Source organism: Citrobacter sp. Cb023 (assembly GCF_030336805.1).
Lineage (GTDB): Bacteria > Pseudomonadota > Gammaproteobacteria > Enterobacterales > Enterobacteriaceae > Citrobacter > Citrobacter braakii.
This window is the reverse complement of sequence record NZ_JAOWCV010000038.1, coordinates 71804-98011: the sequence shown is the minus strand read 5'-3', so window position 1 is coordinate 98011 and position 26208 is coordinate 71804. Positions and strand designations below refer to the sequence as shown.

27 protein-coding genes are annotated in these 26208 nt (G+C 50.8%); 13 read left to right on the top strand and 14 right to left on the bottom strand.

Annotated features, from left to right (window positions below):
- Positions 1–106 precede the first annotated feature (106 nt).
- The 10 genes from dhaM to OGW44_RS14000 all read right to left on the bottom strand — a co-directional run bounded on the left by dhaM (position 107) and on the right by OGW44_RS14000 (position 12259).
- Positions 107–1537: a dihydroxyacetone kinase phosphoryl donor subunit DhaM gene (dhaM, locus tag OGW44_RS14045; RefSeq protein WP_101700541.1), complete on the bottom strand. Its 1431-nt coding sequence runs from the start codon at positions 1535–1537 to the stop codon at positions 107–109.
- 10 nt (positions 1538–1547) lie between these two features.
- A complete protein-coding gene (gene dhaL, locus OGW44_RS14040) occupies positions 1548–2180 on the bottom strand; it encodes a dihydroxyacetone kinase subunit DhaL (protein WP_016153354.1) in 633 nt (210 codons plus the stop codon).
- Positions 2181–2191: 11 nt separating this feature from the next.
- Positions 2192–3262, bottom strand: coding sequence for a dihydroxyacetone kinase subunit DhaK (dhaK, locus tag OGW44_RS14035; RefSeq protein ID WP_047358282.1), 1071 nt, complete (start codon positions 3260–3262; stop codon positions 2192–2194).
- Positions 3263–3587: 325 nt separating this feature from the next.
- Positions 3588–4862, bottom strand: coding sequence for a Glu/Leu/Phe/Val family dehydrogenase (locus OGW44_RS14030; protein ID WP_185654679.1), 1275 nt, complete (start codon positions 4860–4862; stop codon positions 3588–3590).
- Positions 4863–5183: 321 nt separating this feature from the next.
- Positions 5184–6152, bottom strand: coding sequence for a Csu type fimbrial protein (locus tag OGW44_RS14025; protein ID WP_016153351.1), 969 nt, complete (start codon positions 6150–6152; stop codon positions 5184–5186).
- A gap of 13 nt (positions 6153–6165) precedes the next feature.
- Positions 6166–8451 (bottom strand): fimbria/pilus outer membrane usher protein, encoded by a 2286-nt coding sequence (locus OGW44_RS14020; RefSeq protein WP_185654678.1) that lies wholly within the window; start codon positions 8449–8451, stop codon positions 6166–6168.
- A 55-nt stretch (positions 8452–8506) separates the two neighbouring features.
- Complete coding sequence (locus tag OGW44_RS14015; protein WP_075848690.1) at positions 8507–9229, bottom strand: fimbrial biogenesis chaperone; 723 nt, start codon at positions 9227–9229, stop codon at positions 8507–8509.
- A 14-nt stretch (positions 9230–9243) separates the two neighbouring features.
- On the bottom strand, positions 9244–9774 hold the full coding sequence (locus tag OGW44_RS14010) for a Csu type fimbrial protein (RefSeq protein WP_016153348.1): 531 nt from the start codon (positions 9772–9774) through the stop codon (positions 9244–9246).
- Between the two features lie 320 nt (positions 9775–10094).
- Positions 10095–10826, bottom strand: coding sequence for a MerR family transcriptional regulator (locus OGW44_RS14005; RefSeq protein ID WP_032931597.1), 732 nt, complete (start codon positions 10824–10826; stop codon positions 10095–10097).
- 221 nt (positions 10827–11047) lie between these two features.
- Complete coding sequence (locus OGW44_RS14000) at positions 11048–12259, bottom strand: diguanylate phosphodiesterase (protein ID WP_016156768.1); 1212 nt, start codon at positions 12257–12259, stop codon at positions 11048–11050.
- Between the two features lie 318 nt (positions 12260–12577).
- Between OGW44_RS14000 and ycgZ the strand changes: the two genes are divergently transcribed.
- The 5 genes from ycgZ to OGW44_RS13975 all read left to right on the top strand — a co-directional run bounded on the left by ycgZ (position 12578) and on the right by OGW44_RS13975 (position 14355).
- Entirely contained in the window at positions 12578–12814 is a 237-nt protein-coding gene (ycgZ, locus tag OGW44_RS13995) for a regulatory protein YcgZ (RefSeq protein ID WP_016153345.1), read from the top strand.
- A 42-nt stretch (positions 12815–12856) separates the two neighbouring features.
- Positions 12857–13129, top strand: coding sequence for a hypothetical protein (locus OGW44_RS13990; RefSeq protein WP_016153344.1), 273 nt, complete (start codon positions 12857–12859; stop codon positions 13127–13129).
- Between the two features lie 34 nt (positions 13130–13163).
- Positions 13164–13430: a biofilm development regulator YmgB/AriR family protein gene (locus OGW44_RS13985; RefSeq protein ID WP_016153343.1), complete on the top strand. Its 267-nt coding sequence runs from the start codon at positions 13164–13166 to the stop codon at positions 13428–13430.
- A 128-nt stretch (positions 13431–13558) separates the two neighbouring features.
- Positions 13559–13804: a hypothetical protein gene (locus OGW44_RS13980; protein ID WP_016156767.1), complete on the top strand. Its 246-nt coding sequence runs from the start codon at positions 13559–13561 to the stop codon at positions 13802–13804.
- Entirely contained in the window at positions 13804–14355 is a 552-nt protein-coding gene (locus OGW44_RS13975) for a LuxR C-terminal-related transcriptional regulator (protein WP_094761123.1), read from the top strand. Before OGW44_RS13980 ends, OGW44_RS13975 begins: the two co-directional genes overlap by 1 nt.
- A gap of 142 nt (positions 14356–14497) precedes the next feature.
- On the opposite strand, the gene OGW44_RS13970 is transcribed toward OGW44_RS13975, so the two are convergent.
- Positions 14498–15289 (bottom strand): SDR family oxidoreductase, encoded by a 792-nt coding sequence (locus OGW44_RS13970; RefSeq protein WP_185654677.1) that lies wholly within the window; start codon positions 15287–15289, stop codon positions 14498–14500.
- A 148-nt stretch (positions 15290–15437) separates the two neighbouring features.
- On the opposite strand from OGW44_RS13970, the gene OGW44_RS13965 reads away from it, so the two are divergent.
- On the top strand, positions 15438–16331 hold the full coding sequence (locus OGW44_RS13965; protein ID WP_016156764.1) for a LysR family transcriptional regulator: 894 nt from the start codon (positions 15438–15440) through the stop codon (positions 16329–16331).
- 24 nt (positions 16332–16355) lie between these two features.
- On the opposite strand, the gene OGW44_RS13960 is transcribed toward OGW44_RS13965, so the two are convergent.
- The 3 genes from OGW44_RS13960 to OGW44_RS13950 form a co-directional block, all read right to left on the bottom strand.
- Positions 16356–17345, bottom strand: a complete 990-nt coding sequence (locus OGW44_RS13960) for an aldo/keto reductase (protein ID WP_016156763.1) — start codon at positions 17343–17345, stop codon at positions 16356–16358.
- Positions 17346–17371: 26 nt separating this feature from the next.
- Entirely contained in the window at positions 17372–18223 is an 852-nt protein-coding gene (locus OGW44_RS13955; protein WP_047416655.1) for an aldo/keto reductase, read from the bottom strand.
- 267 nt (positions 18224–18490) lie between these two features.
- A complete protein-coding gene (locus OGW44_RS13950) occupies positions 18491–19720 on the bottom strand; it encodes an anaerobic sulfatase maturase (protein ID WP_185654676.1) in 1230 nt (409 codons plus the stop codon).
- Positions 19721–19877: 157 nt separating this feature from the next.
- On the opposite strand from OGW44_RS13950, the gene OGW44_RS13945 reads away from it, so the two are divergent.
- From OGW44_RS13945 to OGW44_RS13920, 7 genes are all read left to right on the top strand, one after another.
- A complete protein-coding gene (locus tag OGW44_RS13945) occupies positions 19878–21422 on the top strand; it encodes a PTS transporter subunit EIIC (protein ID WP_185654675.1) in 1545 nt (514 codons plus the stop codon).
- Positions 21423–21436: 14 nt separating this feature from the next.
- Complete coding sequence (locus OGW44_RS13940; RefSeq protein ID WP_185654674.1) at positions 21437–23197, top strand: sulfatase; 1761 nt, start codon at positions 21437–21439, stop codon at positions 23195–23197.
- 2 nt (positions 23198–23199) lie between these two features.
- The gene (locus OGW44_RS13935) at positions 23200–24078 is read left to right on the top strand and encodes an aldose epimerase family protein (protein ID WP_286454159.1); all 879 of its coding nucleotides are present in this window, start codon (positions 23200–23202) and stop codon (positions 24076–24078) included.
- Between the two features lie 43 nt (positions 24079–24121).
- Complete coding sequence (locus tag OGW44_RS13930) at positions 24122–25003, top strand: MurR/RpiR family transcriptional regulator (RefSeq protein ID WP_185654672.1); 882 nt, start codon at positions 24122–24124, stop codon at positions 25001–25003.
- Positions 24987–25379: a YidH family protein gene (locus OGW44_RS13925; protein ID WP_185654671.1), complete on the top strand. Its 393-nt coding sequence runs from the start codon at positions 24987–24989 to the stop codon at positions 25377–25379. The genes OGW44_RS13930 and OGW44_RS13925 overlap by 17 nt, the downstream gene beginning before the upstream one ends.
- Positions 25376–25630: a DUF202 domain-containing protein gene (locus OGW44_RS25660; RefSeq protein WP_071600325.1), complete on the top strand. Its 255-nt coding sequence runs from the start codon at positions 25376–25378 to the stop codon at positions 25628–25630. The genes OGW44_RS13925 and OGW44_RS25660 overlap by 4 nt, the downstream gene beginning before the upstream one ends.
- 231 nt (positions 25631–25861) lie before the next feature.
- The gene (locus tag OGW44_RS13920; protein WP_047416664.1) at positions 25862–26200 is read left to right on the top strand and encodes a hypothetical protein; all 339 of its coding nucleotides are present in this window, start codon (positions 25862–25864) and stop codon (positions 26198–26200) included.
- Positions 26201–26208 lie beyond the last annotated feature (8 nt).

Sequence of the window (26208 nt, the reverse complement as noted above, 5' to 3'; positions counted from 1 at the left end):
CGACCGTTGCGCGTGATCGACGCCCCATTTTGCGAATAAACAGACATTTCCCGACGCGAATCGAAAAGATGCACACCCTTTGTCGGCAAAGGGCGTGCAACCGACATCAGCCCGCGCGGGTTATCCGCTGGGCCACGCTGTCAAGGGTCAGGGTATCACCCATCGTGATACTCTCGATGGCCTCGCCTTGCTGACACAACCAACATAACCCCATTGCACGGGCGATAATCGCCGGGTGGGACGCTTCGCTCCCGTCCCGCAGGCAGATGCCTTTGATGGTCTTCGGATCGAGTTGCAGCACCGTAGATGGATAGATGACCTCCGCGACCAAAATAGTGGGGCGGATGAACGCGGGAATTTGTGCAGTCTCTCCCGTTAAATACTGCAGTGAACGAGACAACAAATCTTCAATATCGATGTATCGCGCCTGCAGGTAAGGATCGTCGAGCTGTAAATACTGCTGGCTGAGATCGCTCAGCACCTGATGCCAGGCCCAGGCCGCGCTGCACTGCGTTTCACGCATTAGATCACAGGCCATATCGAACAGATCCGGATCGTCCAACAGTGTGTGGTGACCGGAGAAAATAGCGGCGATATCTGCGGAATATCTCTCTTCTGCAAGCGCGGTTAGCTCGCTTAAGTCGTTCAGCGTGCTTTGGATAGCGACCCGTAACCGTTGCTGCTCAATCTGGAGTGAGGCTACAGGCTGTTGGCTTACCTGTGGTGAGAACGGTGTGTAACAGAATGCCGTCCCCGTGACCTGTGAGGGAACCTTCGTCACTACGGTATCAGCATGCGCGGGCTCGAGCGATTCACCAAAATTCTCAGCCGCCAGCTGTTTGAATGCGGCCAGCGCATCCTCTGCCTGTTCGCCCTTGGCAATCAGGCGCAGCGTGTCGTTACAGCGTACCTGCAGCAGGGCAATCTGATTCAGGCTATCAGGGACGACGCACTTGCCATTTTTCTCGAGCCACATATCGGCGTTAAAGCCAGACAGCGTGGAAACCAGCCGTGAAGCCGGACGCACATGAATGCCGTTTGGGTTTTTCACCACAATGGCCACTGAATGAGCATCTGCATCGGGCGCGAATTCGGCGGATGTCGGCTTTGCTGCAGATGGCGAAGGTAAACCCAGTTGCTCACATTTGGCGTCGAGGGCGTTCATGGCATCACAGATGACCCGCTCAATGTCAGCACCTGCAGCAGCGCTAACCGTTGCGGCGAGCGTGCCTTCGACCAGCGGCGCGGCGCACAAACGTACTTTGGCGGCAATGGCCGGATCGAGCAGTTCCAGCGCGGTTTCCGCACTCAATAGCGCGCTACCGATATCCATCATCACCAGCACGTGATCCGTATCGGCCACGGACTCAATGGCTTCCATCACCTTGATAGGATCGGTACCAATCGGATTCTCAGGATCGTCAATGCCTGCGGCAATAGCGATTTTGCAACCATCACCCATTAACATCTGCCGGGCTAGCGCGCCGACGCCTTCGCCCAACTGGGCGCTGTGAGAAACAATAACCAGGTTTACCATCGCTTTATCCTTACTCTCTGGACGCCTGAGCCAGCATTTGCATCATAAACATTACGGACGTTGCCCCGGGATCCTGATGCCCAATGCTGCGCTCACCGAGATAGCTGGCGCGGCCTTTGCGGGCCTGCATGGTGATGGTGCTTTGCGCTGCTGCTTCCGCTTGTTGGCTTGCCGCTTCCAGCGCCGCCTGTACGCTCAGCTTTTGCTCGCAGGATTGGCGTAAAGATTCCACTACCGGCAGCCAGACATCGCACATGGTTTTGTCGCCAGGTTCAGCTTTACCGCGGCTAATCACACCTTCTGCGCCATCACGAATCATTTGATACAACTCCTCAAGCGTCAGGCTTTGATGAGCCTGGGTCACCTGGGCGGCGCGGATAAAAAAGGTACCAAACAGTGGACCGCTGGCCCCCCCGACGCTTGAGAGCAGCACCATGCCGGTGTTTTTCAAAATAAAACCAATGTCTTTATCGGCGATGGACGGCAGCTTTTCGACGACTTTGCTAAAGCCGCGGTGCATGTTCAGACCGTGGTCGGCATCACCAATTTCCCGATCAAGACCGGTGAGGAAATCACTTTCGGTGGTGAAGATCTCACCGCAGCGATAGAGCCAGTTAACAATTTGTGTTCTGTTGAGGGACATCATGTATCTCCTTATTTACCCCAGTTGAGAGCAGGGGTGTGAACCGGTGCATCCCATAAGCTCAGCGTGTCGTCATCCACCTGTAACAGGGTGATTGAGAAGCCGGTCATATCCAGAGAGGTACAGTAAGAACCGATCAGGTTGCGCTCAATGACGATGCCGGCGTCCTGGCAACGGCTTTCGAGGCGGTTATACACGCCGAAGAGTTCTGACAGCGGCGTCGCACCGAGATTATTGACTAGGGCAATGACGCGATCGCCGCTTTGCAACGCGCGTTTGCTTTCTTTGCCTTCCTGCCACGCGCCCTGAACGTTGTCCCAGTGGCGGAGCGTACGGCTGTAGTTGCCGTTTTCCAGCAGGGTATCGAACATTTCATCAACGGTCTGATCGAGGGAAGTGAAGGTGCGGCGGTCAATGCCCGGTTCCCCGTGGATACCCACGCCAAACTCCATTTCGTTATCCTGCAACGTGAACGACGGTTGTCCGGCGGCCGGAACGGTACAGGCGCCAATGGCTATCCCAATGGAGTGGCCCTGGTTATTCAGTTTACGACCCAGCGCCGCACAAACTTCCAGTGAGTCACCGCGTTCAGCGGCAGCGCCGACCAGTTTTTCGATCAATACGGTATTCGCCACACCACGACGACCGGCGGTATACAGACTGTCTTTCACCGCCACGTCGTCATCCACTACCATGGTGGTGACTTTGACGCCGCTTTCATGCAACAGCTCGGTGGCGGTTTCGAAATTAAGAATATCGCCGGTGTAATTTTTGATGATCAGCAGTACGCCTTCGCCGCCATCAATTTGCATGGCGCATTCGAACATTTTATCCGGCGTGGGTGAGGTAAAAATTTCACCCGGGCAGGCACCAGAGAGCATGCCCTGACCAATATAGCCGCAGTGCATAGGCTCGTGTCCGCTGCCGCCGCCGGAAAGCAGCGCCACTTTGCCCATTACCGGCGCATCTGCGCGGGTGACATATACCGGATCCTGATGCAGTGCCAGGGAAGGATACGCTTTCGCCAGTCCGGTGAGTTGTTCAGTCAGTACGTCTTCAACACGGTTAATCAATTTTTTCATTATTTATGCTCCGCAGACAGTCCTGGATGGCTGCCAGATTCGGGCAGGCATCTGATGTAGGGTATCGGGTTATACAACGCCACGGCGACTGCTCGCTGCCGATAAGGTAATTTTGCACACGGGTTGGCAAAAGAAAATTGCTGCAATGGACGTTTCAATACGAAACGTAGCAACATAATAATGTTCCGTATTGGAACGTCATGGTGCATAAAACAGCGAAAATGAGAGGTTGGGCCGTATTTGGCCGGGAAGCTGATTAACGGGTGTTTATGGAAAACAAACCACCTGCAGAGCAGGTGGTTTGTAGGCAAGGTCGATTTCGGCGTTAGCCCGGATAAATTCCGCGATCTTTACGTGCCAGCAGAATGCGTTCGCAGGCAACAATGTAGGCTGCCGTACGCAGTGAGCAGGATTTCTCTGCCGCTTTTTCCCACACGTGTACCATCGCATCGGTCATGATTTTGTCCATGCGATTGTTAATCTCTTCTTCGCTCCAGAAGAAGCTAGCCATGTCCTGAACCCATTCGAAGTAGCTGACGGTTACGCCGCCGGCGTTACAAACAACGTCTGGGACAACCACGATACCGCGGCTTGCCAGAACGTCGTCGGCATCCGGATAGGTTGGGCCGTTAGCGCCTTCGAGTACCAGTTTACAGGTCAGCGTTTCCGCGCGGTGACGGGTGATCTGGCCTTCGAGCGCGGCCGGGATCAGAATATCCATCTCCAGGTTCCAGAAGGCTTCGCTGGCAATGGTTTCAGCGCCCGGGAAACCGGCAATCTGTTTGTGCTCCAGTTGCCAGGCAGACAACGCGGCCATGTCGATACCCGTTGAGTTAAACAGCGTTGCGGTGTGATCCTGAATCGCGACCACGCGTGCTCCTGCTGCCGCGAACAGGCGGGCGGCTTCGCTGCCGACGTTACCAAAACCTTGCACCGCTACGCGAGCGCCTTCAACGTCGATGTTGGCACGACGCGCCACTTCCAGACCGCTGACGAAAACACCACGACCGGTGGCTTTATCACGGCCTAACGAGCCGCCGAGGTGAATAGGTTTACCGGTGACCACGCTGGTCACGGTGGTGCCGTGGTTCATGGAGTAGGTATCCATCATCCAGGCCATTACTTTTCCGTTAGTCCCCACATCCGGCGCAGGAATGTCCTTCTGCGGCCCGATGATAATGCCGATTTCGCTGGTATAACGGCGGGTTAAACGCTCCAGTTCACCTTCGGAAAGCGAGAACGGATCGACGCGCACGCCACCTTTCGCACCGCCGTACGGCAGGTTCAACGCTGCGCATTTGATGGTCATCCATGCGGACAGGGCCATCACTTCATTAAGATCAACATCAGGATGATAACGCACACCGCCTTTGCCCGGCCCGCGGGAGAGGTTATGTTGCACGCGATACCCTTCAAAATGACGGATAGTACCGTCATCCATCTGCACCGGGATATCGACAATCAGCGCGCGTTTTGGGTGGCGCAGGGTATCCACCCAATGGGAAAGTTCGCCCAGGTAAGGGGCCACACGCTCGATTTGTTGCAGGTAGGTATTCCAGGCAGATGTGCTGCTATCTGAAGCGTAAGATAACTTATCCATGATAAACCTTAGTTATAAAAGTAATATGTTCTTAATTTGGCCGTGGTATACAGTGAATCACACCATATGAACCTAAATTTAACATTTATTTCATAGAATGGCCTGTCCGGCTAACACGGTTTATCGGCATGAAGCGTGTGGGCTTTGGCCGAGAGGTGAATAGTTATTCTCTGATTGTGCTGATATTTCGGTAATTTTGCTGGCTGGGTAATTTAATATGCATGATTTATAAAAATCGCAATTTGTCAGATTTATGACGCACCTCTAAAAGTAAATAATATGATAATAAAATGTATTTGCTTTATTGCGATTAAGCTGGGGTCAGTAGGTCACGGCGATGGTAACGGTATCAGCATAGTTGTCAGGCGTGTAGTTCGCGCTGGGAACGGTGGCGTAAACCGGGTAGGTGGTGGTGGTTCCCGTACCGTTGCCCGCGACAGTATTGAGCGATGAATTGCCCCAAACCGTTCCGGACGGCCCTGGCGTCGAGCTAAGCTGGTAGGGGACCTTGTCCGTATTTGACCCCGTGCCGGCCATCACGCCGCTGCCTGCCGTATTGCCGTTAGAGGGCTGAAGTCCGATGGTGTAAGGCGTGTTATTGGAACATGCTACGCCCACGGTATTTGAAGCCGTTAGGTTACGCCCGGTCGCCCCGGCGGGCGCAAAGCTAATATTGGTTGCAGAGGTGATATTGCACTGTTTGCTGACCGTCGCCGATACGGTGAAGGGCAGCCTGGCGGCAACGGTATCGCCACAGGTGGTCGGCGGGAAAAGCAATCCAGGATTGAGGGTGACAAGGGCTGTCGCCGCCGTATAGCTATCCTGATAGCTTCCGGGGACCGCTGAGGTTTGTGGCGTGACAATCTGCGCTGATACCGTGAGTGAGCCCGTCACTGGCGTCAGATTCAGCAGGTTAAGCTGTACCATTGGAAAAGTTGTTCCCGACTGATACTGACTCCCCCAGACTTTGGTGTGTCCGGCATCCTGGTAAAGCTGGTATGCCAGCGTTCTGGCAGGTGTTCCGTTTAATGACATATTTCGGGGTGTCACCTGGCCACTGACGGCTGAGGCGCCAATATTAAAACAGAGGTTGATCCCTGCCAGCGCGTCGCCAAGCTCTTTGGTGCAGGTGTAGTTGAACGTCATTGATGACGTTGCGCCTGTCGCAGACAGCGGATTGACTGAGCCCAAATTTATGGGTTGTACATTGCTCACCGAACAGGTTACGGCATGGCTAATCGCCGGACAAAAGAGTACGGCTGCGATGAGTAACAGATGCCTTAACCTCATGTGCGCACTCCTGTCAGTATGGCCGGCAAACCAGTGGACCTATTTGCACAATCCCCTTTGCGGAAGCGGGATAGTCAAATTGCACGCGACAACTGCCGGTGTCTGTCTCAACGCGTAGCGCGTTGTGCTGTTCCAGCGTGTCGAACCAGGTCATCCCATCAAAACCAACGACAGACGATTGTCCTGCTCCGCTGATGGCGTATGCCATGCTGCCTTCGGGAATGGGTTTACCCTGATTGTCGACGAGGATGACCTGCGCAGCGCGTACCGGGGTAATGCCAAAGCTAACCAATGTACCGGAACGATCGGCAGGCGTTGCATTCGTCTCAACGCGTGCGATCCGCATATTGGCGGGGAGATCCATAGGGTCAATACTGATCAGGTTTTTTTGATAACTGTTCAGCGGCGTGACCAGCAATAGCCCCTGGTCGTCGCTGCGACCAATCAGGTTATTTTGTAATTTAATCGGGACGTCAGGAACGCCGTCAGTTGATACGACGGCAAAGCCATTGTTGATTTCTCGTGCTGCAAACAGGCCGCCTCCCATGGTAACAAGCGATCCGGTGGCGCCTGCGTAGCCGTAATGGTTATCCGGTAAACGGCTGAATCCCGCGTACGCTTTACCATAACGACCCAGATATCCCACTTCTCCCTGACCGCTTTGCCGGGAAGCCTGCTGACTGGCGGCCAGATTCCAGCCCCAACCGCCGTCGGCAGGAGGCGTCAGGCTGGCGTTGAGCTGGTAGCCGGTCTCATCATTGGTGCGTTGTAGGGTGCTGCTGGCACTGAGATTGTTATCAGTGGTCATTGTCACCATCAGATAGAGACTGCGATCGCGGTTATCGTCGATGTTTTGGTTGAATCCGGCATTCAGTGAAATGTTGTCGGTAATCGATTTGAACCAGCTGGCGTTGGCGTAGCGCACCGCATTTTCGTGCGGATAACGAAACTGCAGGTAACTCAGGCTGACATTACCGGCAGCTTCCAGCGAATAGCCAATGACCGTATTGCTGTTAAGCGTCGGTGGCGGCTCGCCATAATGGGTGGCGACATCACGATAATCGCCGGAAGTGGCCGTCGTACTGGTACTGAAATTAAACCGTTCGCCGGACCAACGATAACCAAAACTGTACAGAAAACCGTTCTTTCCTGCGTCGGTACTTGCGGCAACTGAGGTCGAAAACGTGCCGCTGCGGGTGCCTGGGATCCAGTCGTTACTGAAGCCCGCGTTAATCAGTCCATCGCTGGTTTCAGCGTGAGTCCCGGCGGTGAACGTATTGCTAAACCCCCGACGCCATGTACCGCTCAGTACCGGTGCGCTGGCATAATCAAAAGAGGAGTAACCATAGTTTTCGCGTACCGTACCCAATTCTGCAGACCAGGCAGTTAATCCTTCCAGCAGGAGTTGCTGATCGTTGTAGAACGAGAAATTTTGTACGCTCGTTCTGCCCAGCGCATCCGTCATCATTACCTGACCCGTTCCCGCGCCGCTGATGTTCGGCATTGTGTTGATCTGAAAGCTACCCGCGGGGACTTCTCCGTTGTAGTACCTGACGCCGTCGACGTACAGCTCAACGTTTGACGGCAACGTCGCGGAGCCAAGATATGCAGGGAGCGGGGTGGTTGGCATATAGGGCCGCAAACCAAAATCGGTTCCTATCTGAATGCCGCCGATACGCGTCGGTCGGGACCAGATAAGTGAACTGGTCAGGGTATCGCCAACGGTTACCGCCAGCATCGTTTCGGGAAATGACGTACGCCAGCTGGTATCGAGTCGCTCAACGCTGTTATCCGCATTTTCCTCGGTGGAATACTGCGTCAACTGGGTGGTGCTGAGCACGCCTGCAGCATTGAAAGCGCGGAATTCGCTGAAGGTATTTATTGCGCTTTCATCCCCCTGTTGGGTATAGATATCGTAATTGAGCAGCGCTCCGCGTGATGTTGTCGCCGTCGGCGCGGTCTCCACGGGGGAGTTAAGCTGCGTGGTCGCAAGATCGAGTGAACTGAGTGGCGCAGTAAGCGAAAGCGTTTGCAACTGAACGTTATAGTCAATGGTTAGCTCGGGGATATCGTTCAGGCAGACGGCGTGAGTGGCGTCAGGCGCAAAGCGAAAGCCCATTTTTCGCAGGGTATCTGCCCCTGCATAGAGCTTTCCATTATCGTAACCCAAATGCACCAGCCCAACGGGATTCCCATTTAAGGTGACGTCGAGATACAAATTGACCCCCACGAGCTGCGCTGCGCCTTTAATAACACCATCTTCGCTCTGGTTATTATTCAGCGTTTGTGCGCAAACCATTCCCGATATTAATACTCCATTGAGAAAGCAATATTTCACCAGAAGCCAGGATCTGTTACAGATCTTGTACTGTTTTTTGGCCATTGATTGTGACTTCAACTTTCCCGCCATCATGAGTATTACTGGCCGACGGGGAGACTATCCAGCGCATTGTTGAGCCGGGTAAAACGTAGCCTAACAGTCCGGGCGTAATAACTTTTTTAGCACCGTCAGGGCTTATAAATGTTGCAGCAGATAATTGTGCATGCCCATTTCCCTGGTTACTCACTTCAATAAATTTTTTGCCATCAAGCTGTTGTAATTTCCATTGCAATTTTGCCTGCGTTTGCGCCGCTGATGTTGGTTGAATGAAAACGGGGACGGAATAATGCAGCACAAACTGAAGCTTATTTTTTTCTACTTTTGCAGGCGGTAACTCATCTATCGATAACCGATAAGCGTCTTCAGCATGTGCCGAAGGTGGGCCGGTCCGAATAACGCGAATCAACTGACGTTCTCCAGGGGCTAATGCCAGCATCGGCGGGCTAATGACCAGCCCCTGAGAGGGGGAAAGTTTGTCGCCGTAAGCGCTCTGGCTCCAGCGAAAAACCCGAACCTGGGCATTGAGCGCGTTTTCACCCGCATTACTAAGCCAGATACCATCGGCATTTTGCGTCGCGAGCAAAGTTAACGTGACCGGGGCGATTTGCAGTCCGCTGGCGGCGGCAGGGTTGAGGCTCGCAACCATCCCTAACAGGCATGCGCAGGCACACTGCTGAACAGGCAGTTTTACTCTCATGTGGCTTCCTGAAGTTAGTAGTTAACGTTAACCGTTACCGTGTCGGCATAGTCGTCAGGAGTGAAGTTGGCGCTCGGTGCGGTGGCATAAACCGTAAACGTTTGCACCAGCCCGGTCCCTGTCGCCGCTACGCCGTTTCCAGGCGCGGTGTCGGTGGCGGTGTTCCCCCACACCGGACCTGTTGCTGATGTTCGATTTAGCTGGTAGGGCACTTTATCGGTATTGGTGGCAGCGTTAGCCACGGAGGACATGGCGCCTGAGCCCGTCGTCGTCCCCCCATTGGCGGCCGACGGCGCCAGGCCGATAAAATAGGGCGTGGTTTTTGAGCAATTAATCGAAATCGTGTTGCTTGCATTGGTATTTGTTGCCGTGGTATTCACCGGCCCAAGCGTGATATTTGAAGCCGAACCGGCAGTCACGGTACAGGCCTTTTGAATCGTCATCAGTACCTGAAATGTTCCGTTAACGGTTGCTGCATTTGCCACGGGAATAATGGAAAAGGCGCAGCAACAAAGAATTAAGCGTTTGTCTAAGACTAGAGCCATATCCTTTACCTTTTTCAAATAACCACATTTATTACTTTAGAAAAACAATAATGTGGTACAAGAAGACATGGTTTAACCCTAGAATAAGTATTAGGCGTGCGCCAGTTGATCTAATAAATTTTACTTAGGAAAAAGGTGATGTCGTTTGCAAAAAAATAATACCCACGGGTGAGTATATTGTTGTGTTTTTATGCTACTGCGGACATTAAGTCAGGCGGGTAGGGAACACAGATTCATTGGATGGCATTCAAAATAACCACCCAAAAAATGAGAATTAGTAAGATTTATCTTACTCAGCTCATTACTGCGATACATGTTGGTTACGGGCTGTGAAAAATGACTTTATAACCTTGTTCGTTCCAGTGTTGTAGAAGTTCATTTTGTCTGCGGGTTGGCGTAATACCAGTCCAGACAAAAAGCGTTTGCCCGGGGAAGAGTTCAGGTCTTGGCGATTCAATGGGTTCAGCAAGCACGGCAATATGCCAGCCCGATTGCGATAAACGCCAGGCTTCGAGCCATAAACGGGTTCGGTCTTCAACATCCCAGGCCATCAGGATGGCATCTTTCCCTGATTTGCGGCGCGTTTCAGACAGCAGGGTGGCTACATATTCAATCAATGCGCCATCAAGCATACTGTTCATGATGCGGGATGTATTATGGTCAAGTATCAACCGCTGACGCACAGGAAGATAAACGCGATCAATCAACGCATCTACGGGGTAGGCGCGACCGAGTGCGATAATTTTGGCTCGCAGCTTCGGGGGATACGCCATACGAAGAATGCCCATCATCTCTTCTTGCAATTGATTCCAGTCGTCGTCAGTTTCACGGGTACTGGTTTCCAGCAATGCTTTAACTTTGCCAACGGGTGTGCCACTGCTAATCCAACGTTTTATTTCTTCAATACGTTGAATATCCTCTTCATCAAAGAGTCGGTGGCCACCTTCGCTGCGTTGAGGTTTGAGTAAACCGTAACGTCGTTGCCATGCCCGAAGGGTGACAGGATTTATCCCGCAACGTTCTGCGACATCCCCAATGCTGTAATAAGCCATAATTCCCCCAGACACTCATGATTCTCCGTCACCGATATGCGGTTCCTGCTACTTTGTACAACATGCATCAAATTGTACAAAACATACATAGGATTCTAGCAAAATTAAGATTTACTTTACTATCACGTAGGGAGTAAATGCTGAATTTTTATGTTCAGCATAAAAGAGGTGGCGGGATTATTGTGTAATAACAATACGTTAATTATTATAACGCTGAGAAATCATTTTTTCTCTGGCCACGCGACAGACGGAGTACCATTCAGGCAGGCTCTTGCAAACAGGTTACCCTGGAAGATCTCAATACCCGCGGATTCAAGCCACATCCACTCTTCAGGTTTTTCGACGCCGACCGCAGAAATCATTATCTCCAGTGAAGCGCAGCATTTGATTATGGCCTGAATGATGGCCTGCCGTGGTCCACTTTTATGCACATCAGTGATGAGTTCGCGGCTTATCTTAATTCGGTCCGGTTGAAAGCGAGACAAAAGTTGAAGCCCGGCAAAACCTGCCCCGAAATGATCTATCGCCACACATATACCCGCTGCCTTGAGTGACTTCACGGCCTGCGCGAACGTATCAAAACGCGAAATAACTTCACTTTCGGTAAACTCTACAATGATTTGTTCAGGCACCAGTCCATGCGCCGCGATTTCGTTTATAAGAAAGCTGACTGCATCGGGTCTGTTTACCAGGGTCATGGGTAACAGATTAACCGACAGCATTTTGTGATTAAGACCCAGTGCGCTTGCCATTGCAAATGCAGTCTTTTTGCTCTGCAGATCCGCGGTATACACATCTTCAGGTTTGAATTTGTCAAAATACGTTGCGGGTGTTTCACCGTCTTTACCGCGAATAAGGGCTTCAAGCGCAATGACGCGCTGTGACATAGGATCGATAATTGGTTGAAAAGCAAAGCTGAAATCTGTATCTGACGGGAGTGTGCTTTCATCCAGGATGGTACAGGTATTGTCGGTTATAAAACTCCAGTAATCAGGCGCAGGTATTTCAAAATAGCTCGATTTTTCCGTGGCGAGGACAAATGTGCGGAAAAACTGTAATGCTCTGTCATCATACGTGAGCTGAAATTTGGACGTACCCTTATTGAGTACAGCTTGCAGGACGTCATTCCGTTCATGTTTTTGTAAATCAAATAACTCCATCCCTACATTTCCGAATCTTCTCGCAGGCGCGTAATCACACATCAGTTCAACGATATTGTGGTGCCGGGGGTCGTTACAAATACAACGATAGATCTCTTTTACCTGCTCCTCTGGGCCTTCAAGCAGTTGGAAAAAGTGATGGCCGTTAAAGAGTAAGATCCCCGTAACATCTGATCGCCTGTTTTTGATATTTGCGGCTGTCACCATATCCTCAAGCGCTTTGAGAGGGGCGTCTTCACGTAGATGGCTACGGTAAATAATGGTCGTGAGCATGGACAGTCCGGGATCAAGGAAGGAGAAGAGGTCTGGTCAGTATCAGACAAACCAGGTTACGCCCTGATTTTAATACATAATTCTAACTTTGTCTTTACAAGTAATCGGGCTAATACAGATCAATTTCATTGATAACACAAAGTGATTTGTACAAAGAAATTGAATTTCATGGAGATCTTAACCATCGTAACTACATGATTTAATTGATTTAGCCTTTTTTGCTAAAAATTAGCGTGCTATGTTGTACACATTTTCGGTACAGCTTTGCTACTGTTATAAAACTTAATATTCACCAGCATTTTGTTACAGGAGCACTCCATGCAGCAGCATACCGTTCGCACTGATTCTGCAAGCGCGATTTCTCGTTACTTTGCTAAAGCGCATCTGCCAACCCAACAGGAAACGTTGGGCGAAATCGTGACTGAGATACTAAAAGATGGGCGCAATCTCAGTCGCAAATCACTGTGTACCAAACTTCTGCACCGTCTTGAAAATGCCTCAGGTGAGAATGAACAGAAACATTACAATGCGTTAATCGGCCTGCTTTTCGAATAAAATAAAGCCCTACTATGATAATGGGTAAGTAGTGAAGGAGTTATGAAGAAACCTGACAGTGAACGCTTGAAACATGAAATTACAGGTTTGGCTGTGCTAGAAATTTTGCGAATGCATAAAGACGTTTCGTTAGCTGCACTGATTAAGCAATTGCGGCTTATGCATGCCAGTGAAATGGATGGTACACGTAAACAATTAATTGACAGCGTTATCAATGATTTCACAAATGTTAATCCGGGGAAGATAAGCAGAAAACCGGAAAAAACGAGAGATGAGAGTGCTTTCAGTGCCAGCAAAAACCCTAAATTACATTAAAGATAATTCTCCAGACTATACAAGCGAGGTTACCATGCTTCATGAAATTAATGTCCACAGTGTAATGACGGATAAAGCTTTATCAAGTTACTTCCATAATGCAGGTGAACTATTAGCAGATGAGTCAGTGGTATTGGGGCAGGCGGTAACAAATGTAATTCTGGCAGGTGATAATGTTAATAATAAAAACATCATTTTAAGCCTGATTAGTTCGCTGGAGTCAACAACTGACGTTGTCAAGGCAGACATTATCAGAAAAACCCTGGAAATAGTGTTACGTTATACGGCTGATGACGTCTAATGAGATAGCACATTAATATAAATACACAGCACAATTATTGTATGATGTAAGTTCTGTCGCTTCGCTGTTTGGATTAAGACTATACATAGCATCCTCTTATTTTTATGACTGCATATTATGGAGTTGATATGGCTAATTCAATTCCGGAAGATTTTATTTTCCGCTGCGCTTTGTATAAGGATATAGAGCGTAATGTCATGTTAAAACAGGGTTGTATCAGTAATGATGTTCTTATTCAGGCATTCAGCACGCAGTTGAAGAATGAGAAGAATGTGATACTGACCGATCTCTATTCACAGATTCTGGCACATCTTCAACTCGATAAAACTTCGCAGCCCGGTGAGGTCAATGGTGATTTTTCGTTGAGGTCATAATGATGAACATCGTGCAGGAACATGCTGGAAACGCAGTTTTATGGATTGATGATATCTATATCAGGCAAGGGTTAAAGAATATCCTTGCAGATATCGTTTTTGAAGATGACAAGGCGCGATTTGTTTTCTTCACCGCTAATCACTTTGACGCGGTAAAAAAGCAAAATTACGATCTGAATACATATCGTCTGGTGCTGCTGATTGATGGCCATCTGTATCAGTATCTCAATGACATCTCACTTTACAGACTGCCAGTAGATAGCGATGTTGCCTCAATCAAGCAATTTATTATTGATATTACTCGTGCTGGTGGAAAGCACGAGCATCAATCGGAACTCAATATCTCCTTGACTGCGCGAGATAAATATATTTTAACGCAGCTAGGGGAGGGGCGAACTGTTTTTGAGATATCTGCCATGTTAAATCTACACTTAAAAACCATTTACCAGGCCAGGCAGAATCTGATCAAGAAACTTGGTTGCTCAGGGCTGATTGATTTTCAGGGAATACTGCAAGCGCAAATATTCCGGAACTGGCTGAAGCATGCCTGACCATCGATACGCTGAACTTACCTTCAGCGATTTGTGTAAGTTTAAATCAATCGCTCGGGTTATCTCATCGATGATGTCTTCTGTTCTGAACATAAATTAACGCGCATTATAAGAGGGTGATGATAAAGCCTTGTCGGGATGCTTATGATTTATTTATAGATTTCAGCAACCCCGTGCGGTTCAGCTCGTTAATAATGCACTCAGGTTCTTCACACAGAGGCATATTGTCTATATCTAAAACGCCATCATTTTTTTGTGGATCATCAGCCTGCAGGTCTGCAAACAGTGGAGTAAGATCCCGCGGTGCTTCGCCTCGTTCGGTCACCAGCTCAAACGTTTTATTTTTTGCCGCCTCGTTAGTCAGGACACTGACCAGAACCTGGGCGATTTGCTGCCTTGATATCACACCATCTTCTGGTGTTCCTGCATGGCGACGATCCCCCTGGAGCAAAACGATTCTGTGTTCATCATCATTGTTGTAATCAAACCAGCCGGGTCTGACGATGGTATAGGGGTGACCACTCGCTCTGACCAGACGTTCGGCACGTCTTTTCCAGTCATGAACCTCAGTGCGTTGATTCCAGGTACTGAGTCGTTCAGTCACGCCAATCGTGGTCATTAAACCGATGCGTACAGGTGTATCCCTGAAGAGTCGTAAAATGTTACGCACACCGCCGTAATCTATCGCTCTGGCGCCAATACGCCCCTGGCCATCGGAACCGAGAGTGAAGATGATGGCATCAATATCTTTCGGCAAATTGGTAAGTGTTTCAGGCATTGAAACATCGCCGTAAAAAACATCCGTTCCACGCGGAAGTAATTTTACTTTCCGTTTATTTCTGACCAGCGCCACGGGCTGATGGCCCATTTCGATAGCGGTATTCACGACATGAAGACCAATACTTCCGGTCGCGCCTGCAATGAGTATTTTCATGATAAACCTTCTGATAATTCAGACTTATTTTCTCTACAGCCAGAATATCAATTATCATTATTGTCAGTAATAGGGCTAAAATGATTGTGTCTATGAACACCCTTCATGAGTGCGCGATGAAGGGAATGCCACCATAAGGAAATCGCCGATGCTCAAAGAAAACTTCAACGAACTGCAAATCTTTCTGGTGGTGGCAAGGGAGCGAAGTTTTACCAAAGCAGCGGGCAAACTGGGTGTATCTCAGTCTGCACTCAGCCATGCGATGAAGGCGCTGGAGGAAAGGCTCAATATCCGCCTTCTGACCCGTACGACCCGAAGCGTTGCCCCTACAGAGGCCGGTGAGAGAATTATTGCCTGCCTTGAACCGCGTATTGCCGATCTTGAACAGGAGCTGGAATCGCTGGTTCAACTGAACGGCACTGCCTCCGGCAATATCCGCTTATCTGCTGGGGAGCATGCCGCGCGAAGTCTGGTATGGCCAAAGTTAAAACCTTTCCTCAGGGAATATCCGGAAATTAATCTCGAACTGGTGGTTGATAACGGCTTTGTCGATATTGTTGAGGGCCGTTTTGATGCCGGGATCCGCCTGGGCGAAAGCGTGGATAAGGATATGGTTGCTGTAAGAATTGGCCCGGACATGCGCATGGCCGTGGTGGGAGCACCGTCTTACTTCGCGGCAAACCCTGCACCTGAAACGCCGCACGAGCTACAAAATCATCGGTGCATCAATATGCGCCTGCCGACTGCCGGTGGGCTTTATCACTGGGAGTTTGAGAAGGAAGGGAAACCGTTACGGGTCAGAGTGGAAGGGCAGGTAACGTTTAATCAGCAGGCAGAAAGGATTGATGCTGCTTTATCCGGTTTTGGCATTGCCTGTATGCCTGAAGACAGGGTGCAGGATTATATAAAGTCAGGAGAGCTTATTCAGGTTCTGCAGGACTGGTGTCCATCTTTTCCCGGCTATTATCTCTACTACCCGAGCCGTAAGCAGCACCCGCCCGCATTTGCGCTGATGATTGATGCACTTCGCTACGCCCAATAACGGGTCCGTGGACCCGTTCGGGTATTAACGGCCTACGCGGGCCAGGTGCTCAGGAGAGTAACGTTCACCGACGATGTTAATCGTTTCCAGCGCCTGGGTTATCTGCTGCGTATCCTTCTGTGAAAGAATGATGTCGGCAGCCCCCAGGTTTTCCTCCAGCCGGTGTAGTTTGGTGGTACCAGGGATAGGAACAATCCACGGCTTTTGTGCCAGCAGCCATGCCAGCGCGATTTGCGCAGACGTCACGCCTTTCTCTGCCGCCAGTTCACCCAGCAAGGAGACCAGCTTTTCATTGGCTTCAATTGCCTGTTCGGCGAAACGCGGCACTTGGCTTCTGTAATCATCCTTGCCAAAAGTGGTTCCTGGCTTAATCGATCCCGTCAGGAAGCCTTTGCCTAATGGGCTGAAGGGAACGAAACCAATACCCAGTTCCTCCAGTAACGGCAGGATTTCCTGCTCAGGTTCGCGCCACCACAGAGAGTATTCGCTTTGCAGCGCAGTAACCGGTTGAACAGCATGCGCACGACGAATGGTTTGTGCGCCCGCTTCGGACAGACCGAAATGTTTGACTTTGCCTTCCGCTATCAGGTCTTTCACCGTTCCCGCGACATCTTCAATGGGGACATCCGGGTCGACACGGTGTTGATACAGCAGATCAATGACATCAGTCTTAAGGCGGCGTAATGATCCTTCCACAGCTTCACGGATATGCTCCGGACGGCTGTTTAAAATCTGCTGCTTGTTGTCCGCACCGAAGGTAAAACCAAACTTGGTGGCAATAACCACACGGTCACGAAACGGTTTTAAGGCTTCGCCTACAACCTCTTCATTAAGAAAGGGGCCATACACTTCAGCGGTATCGAAGAAGGTGACGCCACGTTCAACCGCAGCGCGAATGAGCTCGATAGCCTGACGGGTATCGGTCGCCGGACCGTAGCCATGGCTTAAGCCCATGCAGCCGAGCCCAAGCGCGGATACTTCGAGTCGGGATTTACCCAGATAACGTTTTTGCATTGAATGAATACCTCTTTTATCGCGACTTAAACATCAAGTTTGCGGCCGGTCAGCCATTCCACCATCGCCGGATCGCGGTGAGAGAAGAAGGCGCTGGTTGCAGTGTCGAGGGCAGCAATCTGCAGCATATCTTCAGAACTGAGTTCAAAATCGAGAATGTTAATGTTCTCTGCCATGCGTTCTTTGCGCACCGATTTCGCCAGTGAAATGATGCCTCGCTGGAAGATCCAACGCAGAACAACCTGACCCACGCTTTTGCCGTACTTCTGACCAATTGCCGTTAACACGGGATGCTGGAACAGACCATTTTTCCCTTCAGCAAACGGAGCCCAGGCTTCCGGCTGAATGCCACGGCTTTGATTCCAAGGAACGGCATGCAGCTGCTGGTTGAAGGGGTTAACTTCAATCTGGTTTACCGCAGGGGCAACGTTGTTGAAGGCGATAAGGTCGGCCAGTCTGTCAGGATGGAAGTTGCTGACGCCAATGGCGCGAATTTTTCCTTCCTGTTGTAATTCTTCCATGGCACGCCATGCCCCATGAACATCACCGTAAGGCTGGTGAATCAGATACAGGTCAACATAATCAAGTTGCAGACGATTCAGGGAGCGTTCGAACTGGGCTTTAGCGCCTTCGTAATGAGTATCCTGCAGCCACAGCTTGGTCGTTACAAAGAGTTCGTTACGGTCGATACCGCTTTGTTTCAGAGCGTTCCCGACCTGGGTTTCATTCTGGTAAGACGCGGCGGTATCGATCAGGCGGTATCCCGTGTCGATGGCATCAATCACGGCTCTTTCGCATTCAGCGGCATCAGACATTTGAAACACACCAAAGCCCAGCAGGGGCATTTCAATACCGTTGTTCAGTTTTACAGTTTGCATGACGTTATCCTTTGGCTGTTGTCGAGGAAAAGCATAACGCAAAGTTATTTATTCGATTAGATGGGGTAATTAGCTAGGGTTTATTAGATGTGTTCATTAATTTTGAGGAGGGCTGATGACCGGCGTTGTGCCAGATATCGTCATTCACACCCTGAGACCTTCAACAAAGGTTTGTCTGACGAACTTAGCACACTGCCTTATTTTCTTGCGTGGCCGAAAATATATCCATTCCTGGAATCCATCAGCGATTTATAGCTGATGCGTTATCTATGAGCCCCGGGAATGGCTTTCCTGATTAGCAATAATCGCGGCCACCTGCATCACCTCTGCTGGTGGTCGCTGCATACTGATTTGTCTGGCCATATAATGCATGTAAGGGGAAACATGACTGAAAATTGCCTTGTAGCCCGCACACAGGTGATTATGCCAGCGCTCGCCCATTTTATGTATCCGGTGCTTCGGGCAACCGCCATGACAGGCAAATCGCCACTCACAGCGCATGCACTCTGAACTCACCTCTGTTTTAGCAAGCCCAAACCTGCGTTGCTGTTTGCTGGCGACCATCTTCGCCAGGCTATCCCGGCGCAGATTTCCCAACCGGTGCTCAGGGTAAACGTAATGGTCGCAACTGTAGACGTCACCGTTTTGCTCCACGACCAGACCAAAACCGCAGGAAGACTGCATTACGCACAATGATGGCTTTTCACCAAGCCAGGCCGCCAGCGCGCTATCAAACATCTGTACATACACGCGGCCAACGTCCCTGCGTATCCACAGGTCAAATACCCCCTTCATGAAGTTCCCCCATTGTTCCCCGGATACTGACCACTCCGTGACGGAACCGGCGAGTGTCTGGGGGTAGAGTAATTCACCATACTTTTCGTTAGCCGGGCGCTGCTCGACCGCCGGGATAAACTGAACAAACTCAGCCTTCAGTTCCTGGGTCAGATACGCGTAAATCTCTTGCGGATGTTCAGCTGTGACATTATTGACGACAGTCAGAACATTCACATCAACATGGTGTTTCTTCAGCAAATCCATCGCCCGCAGTACGTTGTCAAAAACAGACTGCTTACTCCGGGTCTTCCTGTAGCGGTCATGCAACCAGGCTGGACCGTCAATCGACAGGCCGACCAGAAACTGATTTTTCGCCAGGAATGCAACCCATGCCTCGTCAATCAGCACGCCATTGGTCTGGATGCTGTTACTGATACGCTTCTTCCCGGCATATTTGCTCTGCAACTGCATCGCCTTTTCATAGAAAGCAATACCGGCAAGCGTTGGTTCGCCTCCCTGCCAGGTAAATTCCACCTCTGGGCCAGGGTTCGCCTCAATGTACTGCCGCACATAGGCTTCAAGCGTGACATCATCCATATGCCGGGCGGGTTTATGGGGTTTCAGCGTGCTCTGTTCTTTTTCCAGATAGAAGCAGTAATCGCAGGCGATATTGCACTGATAGCTGACGGGCTTGGCCATCAAATGGAATGGTTTGCTCATGGTCGCTCCTGAATAAATCACACACGAAATTTAGTGATATTGCTCACTCTTTTATCACTGTGTTTTGACTTTGGCCAAAAAAGACTGAAACATAGTTTTCATTGATATCAATATAACATGAAATATAAACTTCATAACACCAACATTAGGGGTCTTTATGAGCAAACTGTTTGCCGGAGCACAAAATCTGGGTAAATCGTTTATGCTGCCGATTGCCGTCCTGCCAGCCGCAGGTCTGCTTCTGGGATTCGGTGGCGTGTTCACCAATCCGGTTACCATCTCCACCTATCCAGCCCTCAACAGTGAAGTGATTCAGGCGATTTTTACCGTCATGAAACTGTGTGGTAGCGTGGTCTTCGATAATCTCTCTCTGCTGTTTGCCGTGGGCATTGCTGTAGGTATGGCACGAAGCGACAAGGGAACGGCCGGTCTTGCTGCAGTACTTTGCTTTATCGTCATGAACAAGGCGATCAACGCGTCACTATTGCTATCTGGAACGCTGGCCTCAGAGAATCTGGCCGCAGCCGGGCAGGCGAGTGTAATGGGGATCACTACGCTACAAACCGGCGTGATGGGCGGGATCATGAGCGGTCTGCTGGCCTTCTGGGTTCAAAAGCGGTTTGGCAAAACCGAGCTACCCAGTCTGCTGGCCTTTTTCAGCGGCTCCCGTTTCGTGCCTATTGTCAGTTCCTTTTTTGCCATCTTCCTCGGGGTGGCGCTGTTCTGGGTCTGGCCTCATATCCAGACGGGCATTACCCATCTGGGGGGGCTGGTTGAAAAAACCGGTTATGTTGGGACCCTGTTCTACGGCATGATCCTCAAATGCCTCATTCCCTTGGGCCTTCATCATCTGTTCTACCTGCCATTCTGGCTGACCAGTGTGGGAGGGGAGCAAATGGTGAACGGACACCTGGTACAAGGAACGCAAAAAATCTTCTTTGCCCAGTTGGCCGATCCCTCTGTGACGCAGTACTACATCGGGGTATCCCGTTTCATGGCCGGGCGTTTCGCAGACTTTATGTTCGGCCTGCCGGGTGCAGCGCTGGCTATCTACCATTCTGCCCGTCCTGAGAACAAGAAAAAAGTTGCCAGCCTGATGCTTTCCGCTGCGCTAACTGCGTTTGTCACCGGCATTACTGAGCCGCTGGAATTTGCGTTCATGTTCTGCGCGCCGTTGCTGTATGTCATGCACATTGTGCTGACCGGCGTTGCATTTATGTTTACACACATCCTGCAAATCACGGTTGGACAGACATTCTCCGGTGGGCTTATCGACTTTCTGCTGTTTGGTGTTCTTCAGGGTAATGCCAAAACCAACTGGTTGCTGATGCTCCCTCTCGGTGCGGTCATGTTCTGCCTGTATTACTTCTCCTTCCGCTTCCTTATCAAATGGCGTCAACTGAACACGCCGGGCCGTGAAGATGACGCAGAAGATGAACAGCCGGTAGCGGCATCTGTCAGTGGCAGTGAACGGGCTGCAGGGATCGTGCAGGCACTGGGGGGCCGGGACAATATTGTTGATGTGGATTGCTGCGCTACTCGTCTTCGTATCACAGTCAAAAACCCACAAAGCGTTGTTGTGGACGCCTTTAAACTACTCGGCAGCCGTGGGGCGTTTATCCGTGGAGAGGGGGTGCAGGTAGTCTACGGCCCACACGTGACGCTGATTAAAAACGAAGTCGAAGAATTTATCGGTTCATAAAGAAGAGACGTTTTATGAAAGCTGTAATGCTGATGTTTGATACGCTGACGCGTAACCACCTCGCCCCTTATGGGGGCGATGCCATCACTCCCAATTTTACCCGGCTAGCCCGTGAGTCTGCGCAGTTTGATAACTTCTATGTCGGCAGCATGCCCTGCATGCCAGCCCGACGCGAACTGCATACTGGGCGTTATAATTTTCTGCACCGCAGTTGGGGGCCATTGGAGCCGTTCGATTTCTCAACGTTCCAGGCGCTGAAGCAGGCTGGCATTCATACCCATATGGTGACCGACCATAAACACTACTGGCGTGATGGCGGAGCGACCTACCATACCCGTTATTCCACCTTTGAGTTTATCCGCGGCCAGGAAGGGGATTGCTGGAAAGGGCAGGTTGAAAAACCAGCCATCAACTGGCAGGGAATGGAAGACGAAGAAACCCTGCGCCGTCGCAGCGGGCGTATGATCCAGGACCTGATTAACCGTGCGGCGATGCCCATCCAGGACGATCACTTTACTCACCGTACCATCAGTGCCGGTATAGATTTCCTGGAAACCAATAAAGATCAGGATAACTGGTTCCTGCAGATCGAATGTTTCGATCCCCATGAACCGTTCTTCGTACCGGAAAAATACCTTGCGCAGTATGGCTGCACCCCTGATGAATTTGACGGGTGGGTGCCTTACTACTGCGGCGCACCAGGCGGCAGGGATGATGATAAAGTCCGAAAATTCTACCAGGCACTCATCACCATGTGTGACGACTACCTTGGCCAGGTGATGGACAAGCTGAAAGCACTGGAGCTGTGGGAAGACACGTTGTTCATCGTCTGTACCGACCACGGATTCCTGTTGGGAGAGCATCAATGGTGGGGCAAGAACATCATGCCGGTGTACAACGAAATCGCAAACACACCGTTCTTTATCCGCGATCCACGTTGTAAAGCAGAAGGCGTACGCCGCAGCGCGCTGGCACAGACTATCGATATTCCGGCAACTCTGCTGGAGTATTTCGACGTTCCACGTCCGCCATCCATGACCGGTAAGCCGCTGCGTCCGGCTGTGGAAAATGATACCCCAGTACGTGATTATGCGATGTTTGGCTACTTTGGCGGCCACATCAATATCACCGACGGCGAGTACGTCTATATGCGCTGCCCACGGGAGGAAGGGAAGGGGGGGCTGTATGAATATACCCTGATGCCGGCCCGAATCGACAGCATGTTCAAGGTGAATGAGCTGCAGAATATCACTATCCATCCCGGCTTTGATTTCACCCAGGGCGCGCAGGTCATGCAAATTCCTGCAACCTTTGGTTATCTGAATCCGTGGCGGTTCGGGGATAAACTCTTCGACCTCAACGCCGATCCGCAGCAGATGCGTCCTCTTCACGACAGTGAACGTGCGTTTCACTACGCACAGGCAATAACTGGGCTGATGGAACGGCATGATGCACCACCAGAACTCTACGTCCGTTTTGAACTGGACATGCTAACGCCGGAACGCGAAATTGCCTTCGCTGAGCGCTGGGCCAGACAGCGTCCATGGACCGGGAAAGCCTATCGCTGTGCGCATCATGGCGTGGAAGAGGCATTACGTTTTGTCCTCAGTGCAGCCAAAGAGCAGGGCATAACGCAGGATGAGTTGCTGAAGCATTTCCCGGCCGGACATTCACTGGCTGAAAGGGATATCTTCACGCTGATTGATGCTTGTTTCACCGGAGACCGGCATAAGGCGCTGGTTTATCAGAGCCGATTGCTGCTGAGGACAGAGTAACCATGAACGTCTGGCAGCTTGAAAATAACCGCTTTCTGGTCGTGGTGAACGCGGCGGGCGGTGAGCTATCTTCTCTGCGCGATAAATCCACGGGGCGTGAATGGTTGTGGCAACCGCAGCCAGGCGTCTGGAATAACTCGGCTACGCAGCTGTTTCCTGTGGTCGGGGCGCTCATCCATGAAGGACTGCGTGTAGACAATCGACATCTGCCGTTACCGGCGCACGGTTTTTTACGACATCAGACGTTTACCTGCCTTGAACAAGGTGTGAACCATCTGTTGCTGGAAGCCTGCTCCACCTCTGAAACCCTTGGCGTATGGCCATGGTGCTGGCGGATTCAGTTACGGCTCATGTTGCATGAGTTTGGGGTCAGTGTGACACAGCGAGTTTTTAATGATGACCGTCAGCCATTCTTGTATTCCATTGGCTGGCACCCCGGGTTTGCGCTGCCTGTATCCAGCCAAACGGGATGGCAGGTGAAGTTTGGTGAGCTGGCGGTCAGAGGGCCTTTTCCGACGCGTAACAGAACACTGGTCACGGAAGACCTGACTCGAACAACGCAGTCCTTTGCACTGACAGAGGCAGCCTTTCGCGAGGGGGCCATTTACTTCGGTGACTACCAGCAGCAACAGATCAGGGTTTGTTCACCCGACGGCACAATCGTCATGACGCTTGAAACGGCTGAATATGACTGGCTTGCGCTCTGGGGCGTTCCCGGTGCTGACTTGCTCTGTATCGAGCCACTCGCCGGGACGACCGATGCGCCAGATTTTGACGGAACGGTGGAGAAGAAGCGCGGAATACGACTGCTTGCACCGAACCAGAGTCAGAGATTCTCCGTGAAACTGCGTTTTACGGTGGACGCATGCGAAGGGGATTGACAGAATACCCGTTATTTTTCATGCAAAAGGATCGGGTGTTGCGATGAGCGTAAATCGTGAAAATGTGCGGGTGTATATCAGTAATGTGCTGGGTGGACTTGGTGAAACTGACCAGCATATTGCCCGGTTTATTCTTGAGCAGCCCGCTACGGTAGCGCAAATGCCGGTACGTAAACTGGCCGAAGCCATATCAGTCAGTGAAGCGACGATCGTGCGCTTTTGCAAAAAAATTGGTTATACCGGGCTGCTCGAGCTGAAAGCGGCGCTTAAACGTGAGCTTCTGGCCGATCGCGAGCAACTGCTGCCATCGTCCCCGGACATCTTCCTGAATGATTCCCGCAACGATGTGGCGCAGAAAATAGCCATGACGGTGGAAACCACCCTGAATGAGACCATCGGTCTGCTGGACATGAAAGTGGTCAATCCAGTAGTTGAGCGATTTTTGACCGCGAACCGCGTTTTGTTCGTGGGGTTTGGAGCCTCAGGTCTTTCTGCAATGGAAGCCCGCGACAAAATGAACCGTCAGGGCATTGATTCGGAAGCCTATACCGACCGTTTTACCATGACGTTGAAACTCGCCAACCTCAAACCAGAAGACCTGGTGGTTGCATTTTCTCACTCAGGCGAAACACCGGAAGTGGTTAATGCCTTCCGGCTGGCCAAAAAAGCGGGCGCGCATTGTCTGGCAATAACGCACAGTCCGCAGTCACCGCTGACTGAACTGGCAGACACCTGGTTGCTGACCAGCGGTAGTGCTGGCCCCTACCAGGGAGACTCGATCGCCACCCGTATGTCACAGCTGTTCATGATTGAGTTTCTGTGCACAGAAATCACTCGCCACAATCTGCGCGACAGCGAATCGACCGGACTGTCTATTAAAGAATTGTTGATAAAAGAAAGGATTAAACGTGAGTCTACAGGATAATACTCCGTCAATACGCCCAAAGGGGAAGTGGTGGCTTGAGGGTAAAACCCCCGATTATCGTTTTACGCTCGCCAACGAGCGTACATTTCTTGCCTGGATCCGTACTGCGCTGGCACTCATGGCCGGTGCTGTCGGCATCGAGCAGTTTTCCCCCCAATTATCTTCTGCGGAACTGCGTATCGGTATTTCAACACTGCTGCTGGTCGCTGCATCAGCGATGGGATTTATGGCCTGGCGACGCTGGCGCAAGAATGAATATGCTATGCGTCTTGAAAATGATTTACCTTACACCCGTTTGCTGGTGGTTCTGTCAATACTGATGCTGGTTCTTGCAATATTGCTGGGTATATTACTCTGGCAGGGAAGACCATTATGAAAAGAGATCCGGGCTTACAACCAGAACGTACACACCTGTCATGGCGAAGAACAGGATGGTCAATGCTCGCGCCTGGTCTGTTGTGTTTTCGGGGATGGAGTCATACTGGTAATCTTCTCTACGGTGTGGCGGGTATGCTGCTGATGGCTGGTTCTTTCGCTATTTTCTGCGGAGCCCTCACTTGCCGGCATGTAGTGATCTCATTCAATGTAATGATTGCAGGTGTATTGCTCTTGTTATCTCAGTTATAAGCGCACCGTGAAGGACGTAGAGGTAGAATTTAGTTTACAGGAAGGATTTCGTCTCAGGGCAGTCACTCTTTCACTCGGTTGGCGGGCCTGTTTTAGTTGACCTCTACACTGGAAGCAATCGGAATCTCCGATGCGTTATCTGCCGTCGTCCAGCATGTCAGTTGGTGCTAATATTAAATCAATGGATTTATGAGAAATTATCCCCTTAATTATGCATGTAGAAGATGAAGAATGAAAAGGCTGCTGATATTGACCCTTCTAGGGTTTTCCTGTGTGTCACAAGCCAAGTCAGTAATGCGTTGTGAGGGCGACAAAGCGGTTGTCTTCGACAAAGAGCGGGCGACCATTGTTTATGACGGTCGTGTTTTTGAGAATGCATACCAGAGAACGCTTAGTGGTATGGTCATAATCAGTGGCACTGACGATCTGGGCTATGAAGGTGAATTGTTGTTTTCGAAAGTCGAAGACGTTGGCGCATGGAGCTTCAATATCAGCGAAAGTGACGAAATGACCCCTCCAGAAGCTAAGACGCGGAAAACGATTTTATCCATAGATTGCACTCCACAGTAGGATGGAGG